This is a genomic window from Pseudomonas sp. MYb118 (assembly GCF_040947875.1).
Lineage (GTDB): Bacteria > Pseudomonadota > Gammaproteobacteria > Pseudomonadales > Pseudomonadaceae > Aquipseudomonas.
In genome coordinates, this window is sequence record NZ_JBFRXN010000002.1 from 979,471 (window position 1) to 997,542 (window position 18,072).

20 protein-coding genes are annotated in these 18,072 nt (G+C 61.9%); 5 read left to right on the forward strand and 15 right to left on the reverse strand.

What is annotated here, in order from left to right:
- Nucleotide 1: 1 nt before the first annotated feature.
- The 11 genes from lipB to ABVN20_RS10350 all read right to left on the reverse strand — a co-directional run bounded on the left by lipB (nucleotide 2) and on the right by ABVN20_RS10350 (nucleotide 10,413).
- Nucleotides 2–649, reverse strand: a complete 648-nt coding sequence (lipB, locus tag ABVN20_RS10300; protein ID WP_368555527.1) for a lipoyl(octanoyl) transferase LipB — start codon at nucleotides 647–649, stop codon at nucleotides 2–4.
- Nucleotides 649–924 carry a DUF493 domain-containing protein gene (locus tag ABVN20_RS10305; RefSeq protein WP_368555528.1) on the reverse strand — a complete coding sequence of 92 codons (276 nt, stop codon included), beginning with the start codon at nucleotides 922–924 and terminating at the stop codon, nucleotides 649–651. The genes lipB and ABVN20_RS10305 overlap by 1 nt, the downstream gene beginning before the upstream one ends.
- An 81-nt stretch (nucleotides 925–1,005) precedes the next feature.
- Nucleotides 1,006–2,163 (reverse strand): D-alanyl-D-alanine carboxypeptidase family protein, encoded by a 1,158-nt coding sequence (locus ABVN20_RS10310; RefSeq protein WP_368555529.1) that lies wholly within the window; start codon nucleotides 2,161–2,163, stop codon nucleotides 1,006–1,008.
- Nucleotides 2,164–2,344: 181 nt separating this feature from the next.
- On the reverse strand, nucleotides 2,345–3,358 hold the full coding sequence (locus ABVN20_RS10315; protein WP_368555530.1) for a septal ring lytic transglycosylase RlpA family protein: 1,014 nt from the start codon (nucleotides 3,356–3,358) through the stop codon (nucleotides 2,345–2,347).
- Nucleotides 3,358–4,368, reverse strand: a complete 1,011-nt coding sequence (gene mltB, locus ABVN20_RS10320) for a lytic murein transglycosylase B (protein WP_368555531.1) — start codon at nucleotides 4,366–4,368, stop codon at nucleotides 3,358–3,360. Before mltB ends, ABVN20_RS10315 begins: the two co-directional genes overlap by 1 nt.
- Before the next feature lie 17 nt (nucleotides 4,369–4,385).
- Nucleotides 4,386–5,489 (reverse strand): rod shape-determining protein RodA, encoded by a 1,104-nt coding sequence (rodA, locus tag ABVN20_RS10325; protein ID WP_368557693.1) that lies wholly within the window; start codon nucleotides 5,487–5,489, stop codon nucleotides 4,386–4,388.
- A gap of 31 nt (nucleotides 5,490–5,520) precedes the next feature.
- The gene (mrdA, locus tag ABVN20_RS10330) at nucleotides 5,521–7,416 is read right to left on the reverse strand and encodes a penicillin-binding protein 2 (RefSeq protein ID WP_368555532.1); all 1,896 of its coding nucleotides are present in this window, start codon (nucleotides 7,414–7,416) and stop codon (nucleotides 5,521–5,523) included.
- A gap of 9 nt (nucleotides 7,417–7,425) precedes the next feature.
- Complete coding sequence (gene rlmH / locus ABVN20_RS10335; protein WP_009051038.1) at nucleotides 7,426–7,893, reverse strand: 23S rRNA (pseudouridine(1915)-N(3))-methyltransferase RlmH; 468 nt, start codon at nucleotides 7,891–7,893, stop codon at nucleotides 7,426–7,428.
- Nucleotides 7,894–7,902: 9 nt separating this feature from the next.
- A complete protein-coding gene (rsfS, locus tag ABVN20_RS10340) occupies nucleotides 7,903–8,397 on the reverse strand; it encodes a ribosome silencing factor (protein ID WP_368555533.1) in 495 nt (164 codons plus the stop codon).
- A gap of 71 nt (nucleotides 8,398–8,468) precedes the next feature.
- Nucleotides 8,469–9,116 (reverse strand): nicotinate-nucleotide adenylyltransferase, encoded by a 648-nt coding sequence (nadD, locus tag ABVN20_RS10345; protein ID WP_368557694.1) that lies wholly within the window; start codon nucleotides 9,114–9,116, stop codon nucleotides 8,469–8,471.
- A gap of 25 nt (nucleotides 9,117–9,141) precedes the next feature.
- Nucleotides 9,142–10,413, reverse strand: a complete 1,272-nt coding sequence (locus ABVN20_RS10350) for a glutamate-5-semialdehyde dehydrogenase (RefSeq protein ID WP_368555534.1) — start codon at nucleotides 10,411–10,413, stop codon at nucleotides 9,142–9,144.
- A 188-nt stretch (nucleotides 10,414–10,601) separates the two neighbouring features.
- Between ABVN20_RS10350 and ABVN20_RS10355 the strand changes: the two genes are divergently transcribed.
- On the forward strand, nucleotides 10,602–11,300 hold the full coding sequence (locus tag ABVN20_RS10355; RefSeq protein ID WP_368555535.1) for a DNA-3-methyladenine glycosylase: 699 nt from the start codon (nucleotides 10,602–10,604) through the stop codon (nucleotides 11,298–11,300).
- Nucleotides 11,301–11,447: 147 nt separating this feature from the next.
- Nucleotides 11,448–12,764 carry a bifunctional DedA family/phosphatase PAP2 family protein gene (locus ABVN20_RS10360; RefSeq protein WP_368555536.1) on the forward strand — a complete coding sequence of 439 codons (1,317 nt, stop codon included), beginning with the start codon at nucleotides 11,448–11,450 and terminating at the stop codon, nucleotides 12,762–12,764.
- Nucleotides 12,765–12,905: 141 nt separating this feature from the next.
- Here the strand turns inward: ABVN20_RS10360 and ABVN20_RS10365 are convergent, their stop codons facing one another.
- From ABVN20_RS10365 to ABVN20_RS10380, 4 genes are all read right to left on the reverse strand, one after another.
- A complete protein-coding gene (locus ABVN20_RS10365) occupies nucleotides 12,906–13,064 on the reverse strand; it encodes a hypothetical protein (RefSeq protein WP_368555537.1) in 159 nt (52 codons plus the stop codon).
- A gap of 132 nt (nucleotides 13,065–13,196) precedes the next feature.
- Entirely contained in the window at nucleotides 13,197–13,787 is a 591-nt protein-coding gene (locus ABVN20_RS10370) for an LON peptidase substrate-binding domain-containing protein (RefSeq protein ID WP_368555538.1), read from the reverse strand.
- Nucleotides 13,788–13,797: 10 nt separating this feature from the next.
- Complete coding sequence (locus tag ABVN20_RS10375) at nucleotides 13,798–14,514, reverse strand: LrgB family protein (RefSeq protein ID WP_368555539.1); 717 nt, start codon at nucleotides 14,512–14,514, stop codon at nucleotides 13,798–13,800.
- On the reverse strand, nucleotides 14,511–14,873 hold the full coding sequence (locus ABVN20_RS10380) for a CidA/LrgA family protein (RefSeq protein ID WP_368555540.1): 363 nt from the start codon (nucleotides 14,871–14,873) through the stop codon (nucleotides 14,511–14,513). The genes ABVN20_RS10375 and ABVN20_RS10380 overlap by 4 nt, the downstream gene beginning before the upstream one ends.
- Nucleotides 14,874–15,055: 182 nt before the next feature.
- Between ABVN20_RS10380 and ABVN20_RS10385 the strand changes: the two genes are divergently transcribed.
- From ABVN20_RS10385 to ABVN20_RS10395, 3 genes are all read left to right on the forward strand, one after another.
- A complete protein-coding gene (locus ABVN20_RS10385) occupies nucleotides 15,056–15,511 on the forward strand; it encodes a MaoC family dehydratase (RefSeq protein ID WP_368555541.1) in 456 nt (151 codons plus the stop codon).
- 114 nt (nucleotides 15,512–15,625) lie between these two features.
- Nucleotides 15,626–17,344 (forward strand): C13 family peptidase, encoded by a 1,719-nt coding sequence (locus tag ABVN20_RS10390; RefSeq protein ID WP_368555542.1) that lies wholly within the window; start codon nucleotides 15,626–15,628, stop codon nucleotides 17,342–17,344.
- A gap of 27 nt (nucleotides 17,345–17,371) precedes the next feature.
- A complete protein-coding gene (locus tag ABVN20_RS10395; RefSeq protein WP_368555543.1) occupies nucleotides 17,372–18,013 on the forward strand; it encodes an oxidoreductase in 642 nt (213 codons plus the stop codon).
- Nucleotides 18,014–18,072 lie beyond the last annotated feature (59 nt).

The window sequence follows — 18,072 nt, forward strand, 5'->3', positions numbered from 1 at the left end:
ATCAGTCGATTCCGCCCGTTAGGGTCGTCTGCTCAGCATAGTCGAGGTGTTTGACGAGCTGCGCACGCAGCCGGGCACTTACCTCGGCAAATTCAATCGTTCCTGCGTGGTCGCGCAGCTGGGTCATCGCCAGCCCGGCGTAGCCGCAGGGATTAATCCGTCGAAACGGTTCCAGGTTCATGTCCACATTCAGGGCCAGGCCATGAAAGGAACAGCCGTGGCGAATCCGCAGTCCCAGGGAGGCGATCTTCGCACCGTCGACGTAGACACCCGGCGCATCCGGCTTGGCTGCGGCACTAACGCCGTAGCTGGCCAGCAACTCGATCAGGCAATTCTCCATGCGCGTGACCAGCTCGCGTACGCCGAAACCCAGCTTGCGTACATCGAGCAACAGATAGGCCACCAACTGGCCAGGACCGTGATAAGTCACCTGGCCACCACGATCGACCTGCACCACCGGGATGTCTCCGGGCAGCAGCAGGTGCTCGGCCTTGCCGGCCTGCCCCTGGGTGAACACTGGCGGGTGCTCCACCAGCCAGATTTCGTCGGCGGCATCACTGCCACGTTCGTTGGTAAAGCGTTGCATGGCGTGCCAGACCGGCTCGTAAGCCATCTGGCCGAGCTCGCGAAAGCCCAGCGTGTCAGACATCACAGCACCATGTGCACGAAGCCGGTGGCCCGAAGTTCGCTGTTGATGTTGTACAGCTGGTCCTGGTCGGTGGCGACGATGTGCAACTGGATGGTGGTGTACTTGCCGTTGCTGCTCTGACGCTCGTCCACACGCTGATCATTGATCTTGGCGTGCTTCCTGACGATGTCGATGATCTTGTCCTTGTTGCCCACACCCGTGTCGCTGATCACCTTGACAGGGTAATCGACCTGGGGAAATTCGATCTTTGGCGCCTTTACTTCGGTATCGCTCATGGCGTAACGGCCTCGTAAGCCGTGCCAACGAACACGGCCCCGCTCCGGGTGGGGAGCGAGGCCATGCAGGTCAACACTGAATCAGTTGAACAAGCCGTAGAAGAATAGACGGATGCTATCCCACATGCGGCGGAAGATACCACCCTCTTCGACGCCGTCCAGGGCGATCAGGTCGGCGCTGTGCACCACTTTGTCGTCCAGTTTGACTTCGACTTTACCGATCACGTCGCCCTTGGCGATCGGCGCGACCAGTTGCGGGTTCATGGTCATGCTGGCGGCGAGCTTTTTCAGCTGGCCTTTCGGCAGGGTCATGGTCAGGTCTTCGGCCAGGCCGGCCTTGACCTGGTTGGTCGCACCCTTCCACACCGGCGCCTGGGCCAGTTCAGTACCCTTCTGGTAGAAGGTCTGGGTTTCGAAGAAACGGAAACCATAGGTCAGCAGCTTCTGGGTTTCAGCAGCACGGGCCACTTCGCTGTTGGTGCCGAACACCACGGCGATCAGGCGCATGCCATCACGGACAGCCGAGGACACCATGCAGTAGCCGGCTTCTTCGGTGTGACCGGTTTTCAGACCGTCGACGGTCTTGTCGCGCCACAGCAGCAGGTTGCGGTTAGGCTGCTTGATGCCGTTCCAGAAGAACTCTTTCTGCGAGTAGATCGCGTAGTGAGCCGGGTCTTCGTGGATGATCGCGCGAGCCAGCACGGCCATGTCGTGAGCCGACGAGTAATGCTCAGGGTTCGGCAGGCCGGTCGGGTTCATGAAGTGGCTGTTGGTCATGCCCAGGTCGGCCACGGTTTTGTTCATCATGTCGGCGAAGGCGTCTTCGCTGCCGGCGATGTGCTCGGAGAGCGCGACGCTGGCGTCGTTACCCGACTGGATGATGATGCCGTGCAGCAGGTCGCTGACGGTCACCTGCGAGCCGACCTTGATGAACATCCGCGAACCGCCGGTACGCCAGGCGTTCTCGCTGACGGTCACCGGATCGTTCTCGCCGATCTGGCCGCGACGGATTTCCAGGGTCGCGATGTACGCGGTCATCAGCTTGGTCAGGCTGGCCGGCGGCAGACGCTGGTCACCATTGTTCTCGACCAGCACGTTGCCGCTGCTGGCGTCCATGAGCACGTAGGCTTTGGCGGCCAGTTGTGGCGGCGACGGCATCATCTCGACCGCGAAGGCGGCGGGCGAAAGCAGCAGCGGGACTAGAAGGCACAGGCGTTTGGCAAAGGTGGTGATGTTCATCCGTCTCTCGAAATCGCTAATGGAAACTGCCCCAAGGGCAAAACTATTCAGACAACCCTGGGGTCATCGCGTATTCAGTCGTTCACTCAAGTAACCCTTGCCGGGCTTTTGTTCTTCAACGAGCCAACAACCTGGTTCATCCCCCAAAACCGCAAGTGAACCGTCATTCAAGTACTGCGTCTTACTCGGCGGTGACCACGCTCGGCGAACCGAGATTGGCCAGTCGCACACTGTTCTGCACCTGCTGGATTTCACCCGGCGAACCGATCGGCCCCAGGCGCACCCGATGCAGTGTCTGCTGGTTGCGCACGATCGAGCTGATGAACACCGGAGCGCTCACCATCCCGCTGAGCTTCGACCTCAGCAGTTCTGCAGCGTCCGGGTTGGCGAACGCGCCCACCTGCAGATACTGGCCAGACGCTGGTGCAGAAGCGTTTTTTTTTGCATCTATCTGTACCGGCACGACGGCCGCGGCGTGTTGCTGCGGCGGTGGTGTCCATTGCTCGACAGTGCCGGCCGACGCGGTAATCGCCGGCGCATTGTTTTGTGCGACCTGCGGCTCGTTGAGCATCAGCGGCGCCGGGCGCCCTCTCTGTGCCCACCAGGCCTGTGGATCAATACCTTCGACCTTGACCCGTGCCGTGCCGGTTTCGGCGTAGCCGAGTTTCTTCGCGGCCGCGTAGGACAAGTCGATGATGCGATCCGAGTAGAACGGCCCACGGTCGTTGACCCGCAGGATCACGGTCTTGTTGTTGTCCAGGTTGGTCACGCGAACGTAACTGGGCAGTGGCAGAGTCTTGTGGGCGGCACTCATGCCATACAGGTCATAGACCTCGCCATTGGCGGTGTTCTGGCCGTGGAACTTGGTGCCATACCACGATGCCGTGCCCGAGGCGACGTAAGACTTGGATTCCTGGATCGGGAAATAGGTCTTGCCCAGCACCGTATACGGGTTGGCCTTGTAGGGGCCGGTGTGCAGGGTCGGCGTGGCGTCCGGAATGCGCGAGACATCGACGTCCCACCAGGGCGCGCCATCCTTGTGGGCGCGGTTGATGTCCAGCCCCGGCGCCGAACGCACGGCGGTGGAGGAAGACTTCTGCGAGGGCGCACGGCTGGTCGAACAACTGGCGACCAGCACCGCCAAGGTGGCGAATGCCATCAGCTTCAGGGGTTTATTCATAGGCAATGCCCGCATTACTTGACGCCCCGTGCTTGGACCAGCTGTTCAGACAGTTGATGTACGGCCATGGCGTACATCACGCTGCGGTTATAACGCGTGATCGCGTAAAAATTCTTCAGGCCCATCCAGTATTCAGGGCCATTGTCACCTTCCAGGCGGAATGCCGTGACCGGCATATCATCGCGCAGCGCATCATGACTTGACCACCCCAGGGCTCGCAACTCCCCGACGGTTTTCGTCGGCTCGATGCCGGTGGTCAAACCTTGGTCGACCTGCTCGCCTCGTACATCCGCGCGGCTGACCACCGGTTCGCCGGCGACCCAGCCGTGGCGCTTGAAATAACTGGCGACACTGCCGATGGCGTCGTCCGGGTTGGTCCAGATGTTGATGTGGCCGTCACCGTCGAAATCCACCGCATAGGCGCGAAAACTGCTCGGCATGAACTGCGGCAAGCCCATTGCCCCGGCGTAGGAACCCTTGAGGGTCAAAGGGTCGACCTGCTCTTCCCGGGCCAGCAACAGGAACTCACGCAATTCCTTGCGGAAGAATTCGGCACGAGGAGGATAGTCGAAACCCAGGGTAGACAGGGCATCAATGACGCGGAAATTGCCGGTATTACGGCCGAAAAAGGTCTCAACGCCGATGATCGAGACAATCACCTGGGCGGGAACGCCATATTCCTGCTCGGCACGGGCCAGGACGGCTTCGTGCTGCCGCCAGAAATCCACACCGCGGGCGATGCGCGCATCGGTGATGAACATCGGGCGGTATTCGTTCCACTGTTTGACGCGCTCAGCGGGTTTGGAAATGGCGTCGAGAATCGACTGTTTACGCTCGGCTTCGCGGAACACGCCCATCAGCTGCTCACCGGCAAAACCGTAGTCGCGGGTCATTTCACCGACGAACTCGGCCACCTGGGGGGTGCCTTCGTAGTCGCCGGCCAACGCATCCTGCGCCGAGCCAAGGATGCCCACCAGACCGACCCATGACGCACATCGAGCCGCCCAGCCATGCACTGCTTGCATTGAACTCTTCACCTTATTCAAACCTGTGCGATCCACTTGCGATGGGTATGGATCGACATCAAAACCCCAAACGCTGACAGCAGCGTGACCAGCGAAGTTCCTCCGTAGCTAATGAACGGCAACGGCACCCCCACGACCGGCAACAGCCCACTGACCATACCGATGTTGACGAAAACGTAAACAAAAAAGGTCATGGTCAGGGCGCCCGCCAGCAACTTGCCGAACAGCGTCTGCGCCTGGGCGGTAATCACCAGACCGCGGCCGATCAGCAGCAGATAAATCAGCAGCAGCGCACAGATGCCGACCAAACCGAACTCTTCACCCAGTACCGCGATAATGAAGTCGGTGTGGCTTTCCGGGAGGAAGTCCAGGTGCGACTGGGTGCCGAGCAGCCAGCCCTTGCCAAATACGCCGCCGGAGCCGATGGCGGCCTTGGACTGAATGATGTTCCAGCCGGTGCCCAGCGGATCGCTTTCCGGATCGAGGAAGGTCAGTACACGCTGCTTCTGGTAGTCGTGCATGACGAAAAACCACATGGCGATCGCCACCGGCACGGTCGCGGCCAGCACACTGAGAATCCAGCGCCAGCGCAGCCCGCCCATGAACAGCACGAAGGCCCCGCCGGCGAGAATCAGCAGCGATGTACCGAGGTCCGGCTGGCGCACGATCAGAATGAACGGCACGCCGATCAGCATCAGGCTGACCCCGACGTGCTTGAGCTGCGGTGGCAGGGTGCGCTTGGACAAATACCAGGCAATGGTCGCCGGCATGAGGATTTTCATGAATTCGGACGGCTGGAAGCGGATCACCCCGGGGATGTTGATCCAGCGGGTCGCACCCATGGCGTTGTGCCCCATGATGTCCACCACCAGCAACAGCATCACGCCGGCTACGTAGCCCAGCGGCACCCAGCGCGCCATGAAACGCGGCTCGAACTGGGCGATGATGATCATCGACGTCAGGCCGATGCCGAACGAGGTGGCCTGCTTGGCCAGCAGGTCCCAGCTCTTGCCGCTGGCCGAATACAGCACGAACAGGCTGCCGGCCGCCAGGGTCAGCAACAGGATCAGCAACGGGCCGTCGATGTGCATGCGTTGCAACAGCGTCGCACGGCGACGCATCACATCCTCGCTGGAGAGGATGCGATCGAAATTACTCTTCACGGGCCGTAGCCTCCGCACTGATAGGGCTGGCGTATTCGGCCTTCAACCGACCGTCCTGGTCCAGCAGCCAGGCATCCATGACTTGTCGCACCACAGGAGCGGCGACGCCGGAACCGGATTCACCGTTCTCGACCATCACCGACACGACGATTTTCGGGTTGTCGGCGGGAGCGAAGCCCACGAACAGGGCGTGGTCGCGATGGCGCTCCTGAACCTTGGAGCGGTCGTATTTCTCGCCCTGCTTGATGGCCACGACCTGGGCCGTACCACTCTTGCCGGCGATCCGGTATTGCGCGCCGATCGAAGCCTTGCGCGCCGTACCCCGGGCGCCATGCATCACCTGCTGCATGCCGTGGTTGACCTTGGTCCAGTCGGACGGGTCGCGCAGGACGATGTCCGGCATCGGGTTGTCATCCTTGGGCCGTTCGCCCTCGACGGTCTTGGCCAGATGCGGGCGGTTCCACACACCCTTGTTGGCCACCAGCGCCGTGGCCTGGGCCAGTTGCAGCGGGGTGGATTGCATGTAGCCCTGACCGATCCCGAGAATCAGCGTTTCCCCCGGGAACCAGGCCTGACGGCGGGTGGCGCGCTTCCATTCGCGCGAAGGCATCAGCCCCGGCGATTCTTCGAACATGTCCAGCGAGACCTTCTGGCCGATCCCGAACTTGGTCATGTAGGCCGACAACCGATCAATGCCCAGCTTGTGCGCCAGGTCATAGAAGTAGGTGTCGTTGGACCGCATGATCGCGGTGTCCAGATCCACGTAGCCATCACCGGTGCGGTTCCAGTTACGGTATTTGTGATCGTAGTTGGGCAACTGGTAATAACCGGGGTCGAAGACTCGCGACGTGGCCGTGACCACACCTGCGTCCAGGCCGGCAATCGCCACCGCCGGCTTGATGGTCGAACCCGGCGGGTACAAGCCACGCAATACGCGGTTGAACAGCGGCCGGTCGATGGAATCACGCAGCTCGGCGTAGGCCTTGAAGCTGATGCCGGTGACGAACAGGTTAGGGTCGAAGCTCGGCTGGCTGACCATCGCCAGCACTTCGCCAGTGGCCGGGTCCAGTGCCACCACCGCGCCACGGCGACCGCCGAGCGCCGCTTCGGCGGCTTCCTGCAACTTGATGTCCAGGCTCAGGACGATGTCCTTGCCGGGAATCGGGTCGGTACGCTTGAGGACCCGCAATACGCGGCCCCGGGCGTTGGTTTCGACTTCCTCGTAACCCACCTGGCCATGCAGTTCGGGCTCGTAGAAACGCTCGATGCCGGTCTTGCCGATGTGGTGGGTGCCGCTGTAGTTCACCGGGTCGAGGGTCTTGAGCTCTTTCTCGTTGATCCGCCCCATGTACCCCACCGAGTGCGCAAAATGCGCGCCCTGCGGGTAATGCCGCACCAGTTGCGCAACCACTTCCACGCCTGGCAGGCGGAACTGGTTCACGGCGATGCGGGCGATCTGCTCTTCGGTCAGCTCGAACAGGATCGGCACCGGCTCGAATGGCCGGCGCCCCTGGCGCATGCGTTTTTCGAAGATCACCCGATCTTCGGGCGTCAGCTCCAGCACTTCGACGATCACGTCGAGCACTTGCTGCCAGTCGCCGGAACGCTCGCGGGTCATGCTCAGGCTGAAGCTGGGCCGGTTGTCGGCCACGACCACGCCGTTACGGTCGAAGATCAGCCCGCGGGTCGGCGGAATCGGCTGCACATGGACGCGGTTGTTTTCCGACAGGGTCGAGTGATAGTCGTACTGGATCACCTGAAGGAAATACAGGCGCGCGATCAGCACGCCGATCAGCGCCACCACCGCAATAGCCCCGAACACGACGCGGCCACGCACCAGGCGGGCGTCTTTTTCGTGGTCCTTGATGCGGATCGGCTGGGACATGAGGCAGAACTACTTGTGGTAAGGGTGGCCGGACAGCACTGTCCAGGCACGGTACAGCTGTTCGCCGATCAGAATCCGCACCAGCGGATGCGGCAACGTCAGCGGCGACAACGACCAGCGCTGATCCGCCCGCGCACAGACTTCCGGCGCCAGCCCTTCGGGGCCGCCGACCATGAAATTCACCGTGCGCGAGTCCAGGCGCCAGCGATCGAGCTCGACCGCCAACTGCTCGGTGCTCCAGGGCTTGCCGTGGACTTCGAGGGTAACGATCCGCTCGTTCTGCCCGACCTTGGCCAGCATGGCTTCGCCTTCCTGACGGATGAAGCGCGCCACGTCGGCGTTCTTGCCGCGGGTGTTGAGCGGTATTTCCACCAGTTCCAGAGCCAGCTCGGACGGAAGACGCTTGGCATATTCATGCCAGCCTTCTTCCACCCATTTGGGCATGCGTGAACCGACGGCGATCAGTCGCAGTCGCACAGCGGTCCCTTACTGCTGGTCTTTGTTGAGCTTGGTGAAATGCTCGTGCGGGTTTTCCGGGCTGTGGTGCGCGCCGCTGGCCGAACGGCTCTGCTCGGCACCGGCCCACAGGCGCTCCAGGTCATAGAACTGGCGAGCCGAGGCGGTCATCATGTGCACGATGACATCGTCCATATCCAGCAACACCCAGTCGCTGTCGCCCTTGCCTTCTTCGCCCAGCGGCTTGACGCCCTTGGCCTTCACCGCTTCGCGGACCTTGTCCAGCATTGCGCCGATCTGGCGGTTGGAAGTACCGGTGGCGATGATCATGTAGTCGGTGATGCTCTGCTTGTCACGAACGTCGATCACCTGGATGTCCTGGGCCTTGACGTCTTCCAGGGCGGCTACGGAAACCTTGACCAGCTCTTCGCCAGCCAGCACTTCACCGGTTGGCGCTTCCACTGGCAGCGGGGCGCTCTTGAAAGTGCCTTTGCGCTTAACTTTAGCTACGTCTTTGTCAGTCATATAAAACTCGTTTTGCTCGTATGTTCGGGCGCTTCGCTACACGCATTCACGTGGCTGAAACGCACCCTTGTTCAGTTCGACGCACGGTACAGACCGTGCGCATCGATGTAGGCCAGGACCGCGTCGGGCACCAGGAAACGTACCGACTTACCGCTGGCCAGCAGTTGACGGATCTGGGTGGCAGAAACCGCGAGCGGCGTCTGCCAGACGAATGCAATCTGTCCGCTCGGCCCCTTCAGGGCCAGCGGGTCGCTCACCGAGCGCGCTGCCAGCAGGTTGCGCAAGGCATCCGGCGGTTCGCTGTCGGCATCCGGGCGCTGCAGCACCAGGATATGGCAATGCTGGAGCAACTCTTCCCAGCGGTGCCAAGTGGGCAGGCCGCAAAAAGCGTCCCAGCCCAAAAGCAGAAAAACCTGGTCTTGCGCGGCGAGTTCCGCACGCATCAGTTCCAGGGTATCAATGGTGTAGGACGGTTTGTCCCGCTGCAATTCGCGGGCGTCCACCACCAACGGCGCCACACCGGCCACCGCGCACTCGACCATCGCCAGACGGTCTTTCGCCGACACCTGCGGCGTATCCCGATGGGGCGGCCTGGCACTGGGTGTCAGTCGCAACTCATCGAGCGCCAGCGATTCGGCGACTTCCAGCGCACCGCGCAAGTGGCCGATATGCACCGGATCGAACGTCCCGCCCAGTACGCCGATTCGGCGCGGCGCCATGGCCGAGGGATTGAGGTCGCTCAAGTCAGACCGACGCCTGACCGCGCAACTGGCCATCACCGACCACGACGTACTTCTCGCAGGTCAGGCCTTCCAGGCCCACCGGGCCACGGGCGTGCAGCTTATCAGTAGAAATGCCGATCTCGGCACCCAATCCGTATTCGAAACCATCGGCGAAGCAGGTCGGGGTGTTGATCATCACCGACGACGAGTCGACTTCAGCGACGAAACGCCGGGTCTCGCCCAGGTGTTCGCTGACAATCGAATCGGTGTGGTGGGAACCGTAATGGTTGATGTGTTCGATGGCCTGGTCCAGCCCGTCGACCACGCGGATCGACAGGATCGGCGCCAGGTATTCGGTGTGCCAGTCTTCCTCGGTGGCGGCGATCGCATCAATGATCGACCGGGTGCGCTCGCAACCGCGCAGCTCGACGCCTTTTTCGCGGAACTGGGCCGCCATGGGCGGCAGGAAATCCTGGGCAACGGTCTGGTCAACCAGCAGCGTTTCCATCGCGCCACAGATGCCATAGCGATAAGTCTTGGCATTGAAGGCGATGCGCCGGGCTTTCGGCAGGTCGGCACCGGCACTGACGTAGACATGGCAGATGCCGTCCAGGTGCTTGATCACCGGCACCCGCGCATCACGGCTGATCCGCTCGATCAGGCCACGGCCGCCACGGGGCACGATGACATCGACGTACTCGGGCATGCTGATCAGCGCGCCAACGGCGGCGCGATCGGTGGTCTCGACCACTTGCACGACGGCGGCGGGCAGATCCGCTTCGGCCAGGCCTCGCTGGATGCAGGCGGCGATTGCACGATTGGAGTGAATGGCTTCGGAGCCGCCACGCAGGATGGTGGCATTGCCGGACTTCAGGCACAGGCTGGCGGCGTCGATGGTCACGTTGGGCCGCGATTCGTAGATGATCCCGATCACGCCCAGCGGCACGCGCATCTTGCCGACCTGAATCCCCGACGGACGGAAGCTCATGTCACGAATGGCCCCCACCGGGTCCGGCAACGCGGCGACCTGGCGCAGGCCGACGATCATGCCGTCGATGCGCTCCGGGGTCAGCGCCAGCCGCTCCAGCAGCGCCGGCTCAAGACCATTGGCCCGCCCCGCTTGCAGATCCCGCTCATTGGCGGCCGTCAGCTCGGCACGCGCGGCGTCCAGCGCATTGGCGGCGGCCTGCAGGGCGCGGTTTTTCTGCGCGGTGCTGGCACGGCCGATGATGCGCGATGCCTCGCGGGCAGCGCGACCCAGGCGGGTCATGTAGTCGAGAACGGACTCAGTCATGGTCGATGGCGGTCTTTGCAAAGGTCTTGGTGAAGAGAAAGCGGCAGATTATAGCTGTCGCGTCCACTGACTAACAGCGGTGACGGGCGGATGGTCGAAATGGAGCGCCATTTGCCGACGTTCAGCCGTGATTAAGCTGCAAATTGTTATCATCACGGTTCATTTCGCCCGGACGAACACCGACCACCATGTCCAACCTGACAGCTCGCGCCCCCTCCGCGCCCCTGCCCGTCGGGCTTCCCGACGCGTTCTTCAATCGGGATGCGCAAACACTGGCCCGTGACCTGCTCGGCAAAGTCATCCGTCATCGGGTCGGCGATCTGTGGCTCAGCGCTCGAATTATCGAGACAGAAGCGTATTACTTCGAGGAAAAAGGCAGCCATGCGTCCCTCGGCTACACAGAAAAGCGTAAGGCTTTGTTTCTGGACGGCGGACACATCTATATGTACTACGCCCGCGGCGGTGATTCGCTGAACTTCAGCGCGCAGGGCCCCGGCAATGCGGTACTGATCAAGTCCGCCTATCCGTGGGTCGATGAGGTGAGCGGGCCGGCCAGCCTGGCGCAGATGCTGCTGAACAACCCCGACGCCCAGGGCCACCCGCGCCCTTCGCAAAAACTCTGCGCCGGGCAGACCCTGCTGTGCAAGGCACTGGGCTTGAAGGTGCCGGTGTGGGACGCCAAGCGTTTTGATCACGAGGTGCTGCTGGTGGAGGATATCGGCCCGCCGCCCGGCCAGATCATCCAGACAACCCGCCTGGGCATTCCCCACGGCCGCGACGAGCATTTGATGTATCGCTTCGTCGATGCCGCCTATGCACCCTACTGCACGCGGAACCCGCTGCGACGGGGGCAGGTCGAAGGTCGCGACTATTTTGTGCTGACTTAAGTTGAACAACGCCCCCTGTAGGAGCGGGCTTGCTCGCGATGGCGGTGTGTCAGTGGATGTTTGCTTTACTGACACACCGCCATCGCGAGCAAGCTCGCTCCTACAGGGGCAGGCGGTGCATTTAAAACAATTGATGGAGTTGTATTTATGGGCCCATGGCTCGATAGCGTCACCGGATGGCTGGCGGCGAACCCGCAGTGGCTCGCCGCAGCGGTGTTCATTGTGGCTTTTGTCGAATGCCTGGCGATCGCCGGATTGATCGTACCCGGCACGGTGCTGCTGTTCGCCGTCGCGGTGCTGGCCGGCAGCGGCGCGCTGTCGCTGAGTGAAACGCTGCTGCTGGGCTTCGTCGCCGGGGTATTGGGCGATGTCGTGTCCTACTTCATCGGTCGCCATTTCCATCAGAACATCCGCCGCCTGCCCGGCCTGCGTCATCACCCGGAATGGATTGCCGGGGCCGAAACCTATTTCCAGCGTTATGGCATCGCGAGCCTGTTGGTCGGGCGCTTCATCGGGCCATTGCGGCCAATGCTGCCGATGGTCGCCGGCATGTTCGACATGCCCTTCCCGCGTTTTGCCGCCGTCAGCCTGTTGGCCGCTGCCGGCTGGAGCGTTGCCTACCTGCTCCCTGGCTGGGCCACCGGCGCCGCCATTCGCCTGCCATTGCCGGAGGGCTTCTGGCCTGAGGCCGGGATTGTCGCAGGCAGCATCGCGGTGATGATCGGCCTGAGCGTGACCAGCAGCCTGCGCCGTCATCGCAAGGCGACGATCCTGATTGCCGCAATGAGCGTGCTGATTCTGGCGGGCCTGTTCATCGGCTATCCGTACCTGACTGCTCTCGACCAGGGTGTCATGACACTGGTGCAGGAACACCGCAGCCCGGTCCTCGACGAAGTCGCCGTGACGTTCACGCTGATCGGCGAGTTCCGCAACATGCTGCTGTTCAGTGCCCTGCTCACCGCTTTGCTGCTGCTCACCCGGCAATGGCGCCAGGCGATATTCGCCGGCAGCACCCTGCTCGTCACCGCGCTGGGCAATACGTTCACCAAGCAGTTTTTCGCCCGCGTGCGCCCCGAAGTCCTCAGTGATCCGTTGACGAGCTACAGCATGCCCAGCGGTCATGCCTCGGGCTCCTTTGCGCTGTTTTTGACGCTGGCCGTACTCGCCGGACGCGGACAACCGCCACGCATGCGCCTGACCTGGTTGCTGCTGGGCTGCCTGCCGGCGCTGGCGATTGCCCTGTCGCGGGTCTATCTGGGCGCGCACTGGCCGACGGATGTGCTGGCCGGCGCCATGCTGGCGGCGTGCGTGTGTGCGGCGAGTCTGGGGTTGATTCAGCGCCAGACACCTCTCAACGCCATGCCTCCGAAAATCTGGTGGCTGGTATTGCCTTCGATGCTCGCGCTATTCGGTTTCTTTGCACTGCGGCATTTGCCGCATGCGATGCTCAGGTATGCGTACTGATCAGGGCGAGGGTAAATATATATATCGGGTATTTAGTGCAGGGCGAGCTTGCTGTTGATCAATGACAGGATAATTCGTTGACTCGCAGAGTTTGATTTATTCGTGGCATTGATCGCGAGCAAGCTCGCTCCTACGGGCTGCTTAAACCCACTGGCGTTTGCGTTGTTCGAGGATCAGGGCATCGGCCATTGCACAAGCAAGCCTGGCGGTGTCTTCGAAAGATTGCTGGCCGGAAATTTTCAGCAGAAAGCCTACTGCAGCGGCTTCCCAGGTAGCGCGTTCGTTAGCGTAGATTGGCATTATTTAAATCCCTTTGTGGTTTGATTGACCCGCTTCTTGCGGGCAATTAAAACTAACCACAACTTGATCTCTATGCAATGCCAGGCAAACCGGCCAACTATTACCAATTAATTAACTCAATTCATAGTTGAACTAAGCGAATAACTCACCCTGCAACTCATCCAGCAACGCCTGGATGGCATCCAGTCGCTGTTGCGGGTCATCGAGTTGCAACAGGTCGATCTTGTCGACTTCGGCGAACGGCAACAAATACGCCAATTGATTGGCCAGCGATTGCTGCCCGGTCGCGTCGGTCCCCATGTTCAGCGCTTCGACCATCGGGTGTTCGGCCAGCGCCTTGAGCAAGGCCACCAGATCGGCATCCTCGTCCTGCAACGGTTGCTCGGGTTCGTCTTCGAGCCACTCGACATCGGCGACGGTCAACTGATCGCGCTGGATTTCGCTGCGCAGCACATGGAAACGCCGGCCACCTTGCACTCGAATGCCCAGCAGGCCGTTGTCCTGCTGCTTGAAATCGGTGATCAGCGCTTCACAACCGACCAGCGCATAGCCCGACGGGGCGATTCCGACTTCTTCGCCGTCGAGGATACACACCACCCCGAACCCGCCGCCCTGTTTCATGCAGCGGCTGATCATGTCCAGATAGCGCGCCTCGAATATCTGCAAATCGAGGATGCAACCGGGAAACAGCACCGTGTTCAACGGGAAAAGCGGCAGGCTCATAGACATTTCCTTACACCACCATCGACACCGCCAGCGGCAGCAGGACCGCCGTGGCCACGCCCATCAGACTCATCGCCAGTGCCGCGAAGGCACCGCATTCTTCGTTTTCCTGCATGGCCACCGCCGTGCCCACCGCATGGGCGGTCATGCCCAGCGCCATGCCACGCGCCTCGGGACTGTGCACACCAAGCCGGGTGAGCAGGCTCGGGCCGAAGATCGCGCCAATCACCCCGGTGATCAACACGAACACCGCCGCCAGTGCCGCGACGCCACCGATCTGCTCGGCCACCAGCATTGCAATCGGCGACGTCACCGATTTCGGCGCCATGGTCATCAGGATCATGTGTTCGGCGCCGAACCACCAGCCCAGCAGCACGCCCATGCTCGTGGCAACCACGCCGCCTATCACCAGCGTAGTAAAAATCGGCCAGAACAACTGCCGGATACGCCGCAGATTGAGGTAAAGCGGTACGGCCAGCGCCACCGTGGCGGGGCCGAGCAAAATGCTGAGGATCTCGGTGCTCTTGCGATACTCGGCGTACGTCAGGCCGCAACCCACCAGGACACCGATCACCAGCAACATGGAGACCAGCACCGGCTGCAGGAAGATCCAGCGGGTTTTCTCGAATGCTGCCAGCACCAGTTGATAGGCACCGAGGGTGATGCCGATGCCAAACAGCGGGTGATGAATCACCGACGTCCACGCGCCTTGCCAGTCGAGCATCATGGCTGATCCTCTCGATGGGCGTGAGGCTTGACCATGCGCTGCATCAGCACCCCGGCGAACGCCATGGACAGCAGCAGCGACAACACCAGCGCACCGACAATCGCCCAGAAGTCGGCGGCAATGTCACTGGCGTAAACCATCACGCCCACGGCCGGCGGCACCAGCAGCAACGGCAGGTAACGCAACAGGCTGCTGGCCGCCAGGCTCAAGGGCTCACCCACCTGGCCACGCACGATCAGGTACACCAGCAGGAGCAACAGGCCGATGATCGGCCCCGGCAACACCGGCACACACAAATGATTGATGGCGGTGCCCAGCAATTGGAACAACACCAGCCAGGTCAGGCCACGTAACAACATCCGTCCTCTCCCCCACAAATTCGCGTCGGCATTATAAGCATGCCAGCGCTATGGACCGGCATTCGCCAAAAGCATGGTCGGTTGACCGCAGCATTCGCTCATGGTGATCTACAGTGGTATTCCGGGAGGCCTGAATCCTCCCCTTCAAAATTATAAAACCGATGAATACAAGGAGAGTCTCAATGCCCTACGTTCCCGTTGCAGAGCTCAAAGACTATGTCGGCAAGGAACTTGGACGTTCCGAATGGCTCACGATCGACCAGGAGCGCATCAACCTGTTCGCCGAAGCCACTGGAGACTATCAGTTCATCCACGTCGATCCGGTCAAGGCCGCGCAAACGCCCTTTGGCAGCACCATTGCACACGGTTTCCTGTCGCTGTCGCTGATTCCCAAACTGATGGAAGACATCCTCGTCCTGCCGCAAGGCCTGAAGATGGTGGTCAACTACGGCCTGGACAGCGTGCGCTTCATCCAGCCGGTCAAGGTCGATTCGAAAGTGCGACTCAAGGTCGACCTGACCGAAGTCACCGAGAAGAAACCCGGCCAATGGCTGCTCAAGGCCACCGCCACCCTGGAGATCGACGGCTCGGAAAAACCGGCCTACATCGCCGAGCCGCTGTCCCTCTGCTTCGTGTAAAACCCGCGGGATGCGAAGCAGCGCATGCTGTTTCGCGACCTGTCGCCATTCCCCCATCTATATAAGGTCATGGAGCTGCGGCATACTCGGTCGCCTAATTGCCCGGATCCCGCTATGCGCTCACTTGCACTGCTCACCCTGACCCTGATGCTCACCGCTTGCGGCGACGGCGAATCGCTGTTGCCCCCCGACGCCCGCCTGCCGGACGGCGGACGCTATCGCGGTGACCTGGTCGACGGCTTGCTGCAGGGCCAGGGCCGCGTCGACTACCCCAACGGCAGCTGGTACGCCGGCGGCTTCGACAAGGGCCAGTGGCATGGCCAGGGCGAATGGCATGGCAGCAACGGCGAAGTCTATCGCGGCACCTTCAACCAGGGCCTGTTCGACGGCCAGGGCACGTTGACCACCAGTGGCAGCAGCTACACCGGCGGCTTCAAGGCGGGGCGGCGCGATGGTGAAGGCAGCCTGAAGGAAAACGGCATGACCTACCGGGGCGAATTCAAGGCCGATCAGTATTCGGGACTGGGCCGCCTCGAACTTGAAGACGGCAGTTCGTATCAGGGCCAGTTCGTCCACGGCAAGCCCAACGGCGAGGGCCAGCGCGGCGACGGCAGCGGCAATCAATTCACCGGACACTTCAAGGACGGGCAACTGGAAGGCAACGGCACCTTCAACAGCGCCGATGGCGATATCTATGTTGGCGGGTTCAAGAACAACCAGTTGAACGGCAAGGGTCGCTACGAAAACGCCGACGGCGATGTCTGGCTGGGCCAGTTCAAGGAAGGCTCGCTGAACGGCAAGGGCGAGCTGATCGGCACCGATGGCAGCCATTACCTCGGTCAGTTCAGCGACTGGCGCTTCAGCGGCCAGGGCCGACTGAACCTGTCCGATGGCAGCTTCTATATCGGCCAGTTCGAAGGTGACAGCTATAACGGCCGTGGCACGCTGGTGCTCACCGATGGCACCGTACAGAGCGGCATCTGGGCCAACGGCCAACGGGTACGCGACGCCGATGGCAAGCTGCTGCCCGACAGCCTCGAACTCGGCCTGCTGGCCCAGGGTCGCCTGCTCGATAACGCACTGGCCAATGTGCCGGCCTCCACTTCGGCGGTCGAGCTGTACACCCTGACCCTCGGCGGCGACGGCAAGCAGAGCGTGTTCCTGCGCGAATCCGACTACGTCAGCAACATGCTCGCCAGCCGTTTCGGTGCCTTTGGCCAGATCCGCCTGGTCAATCATCGCGACCACCTCGTCGACCGGCCGATGGCCACCCGGGAAAACCTGCGCCGCGCCGCCCTGACGCTGGCCGAACGCAGCGGCCCGGAAGACCTGATCTTCATCTACCTGACCAGCCACGGCACCAGCGAGCATGAACTGGTGCTCGACCAGCCGCGCATGGAGCTGGCCGACCTGCCGGCCGATGAACTCGCCGCCGTGCTCGCACCGCTGCGAAACCGCGACAAGGTGATCGTGATTTCGTCCTGCTACTCCGGCGGTTTCATCCCGGCCCTCAAGGACGAACGCACGCTGATCATGACCGCCTCGCGCGCGGACCGCGTGTCCTTCGGTTGCTCGGAAGAAGCCAACTTCACCTACTTCGGCGACGCGCTGTTCGCCCAGGCCCTGAACCAGACCGACGACCTGGAACAGGCCTTCAAGCTGGCCAGGGCCACCGTGGCCGAGCGTGAACTGGCGGACGGCTTCGAAGCGTCCGAGCCACAGATCTGGGCGCCCAAGACCGTGCTTTCGCACTGGCAATTACTGCGCAAACAGCAGGCACGAAAAGCACTACAAAGTGTCTCTATCAGCAGCGAGGATGCAAAGAGCAACTAAGCTGAACAGTATCAAGGGAGACACACTATGTACTTGACGCCTCAGCATGTATTGCTTGCCGGAGCCACCGGGCTGACCGGTGAACATTTGCTCGATCGCCTGCTCAACGAGCCGACCATCACCCGTGTCCTGGCCCCTTCGCGTCGGCCGCTGGCCGAACACCCTCACCTGGAAAACCCGGTCGGCGACCCGGCGGTGTTCCTGCCGCAGTTGAACGGTCGCGTCGACATCGCCTACTGCTGCCTCGGCACGACCATCAAGCAGGCGGGCTCGGAAGAGGCGTTCCGCGCGGTCGATCTGGACATGGTGGTGGCTTTCGCCAAACGCGCCCGGGAGATGGGCGCGCGGCACCTGATCGTGATCAGTGCGATCGGCGCCGATCCGAAATCGTCGATCTTCTACAACCGGGTCAAAGGGGAGATGGAACAGGCCCTGCGTGCGCAGGACTGGCCGCAGTTGACCATCTGCCGGCCTTCACTGCTGCTGGGCGAGCGTATCGAACCACGCATGGCCGAGCAGTTCGCCGGACCGCTGTCGCGCCTGATTCCAGGCAAGTACCGCGGCATCGAAGCCTGCCAACTGGCCCGCGCCATGTGGCGCCTGGCACTGGAAGAACAGGACGGGGTGCGGGTGATCGAGTCGGATGAGCTGCGCAAGTTGGGCAAGTGATTGGTGGTGCCTATGGGAAAGGCTCGCGAGCAGGCTCGCTCCCACATTGGATTTGTGCA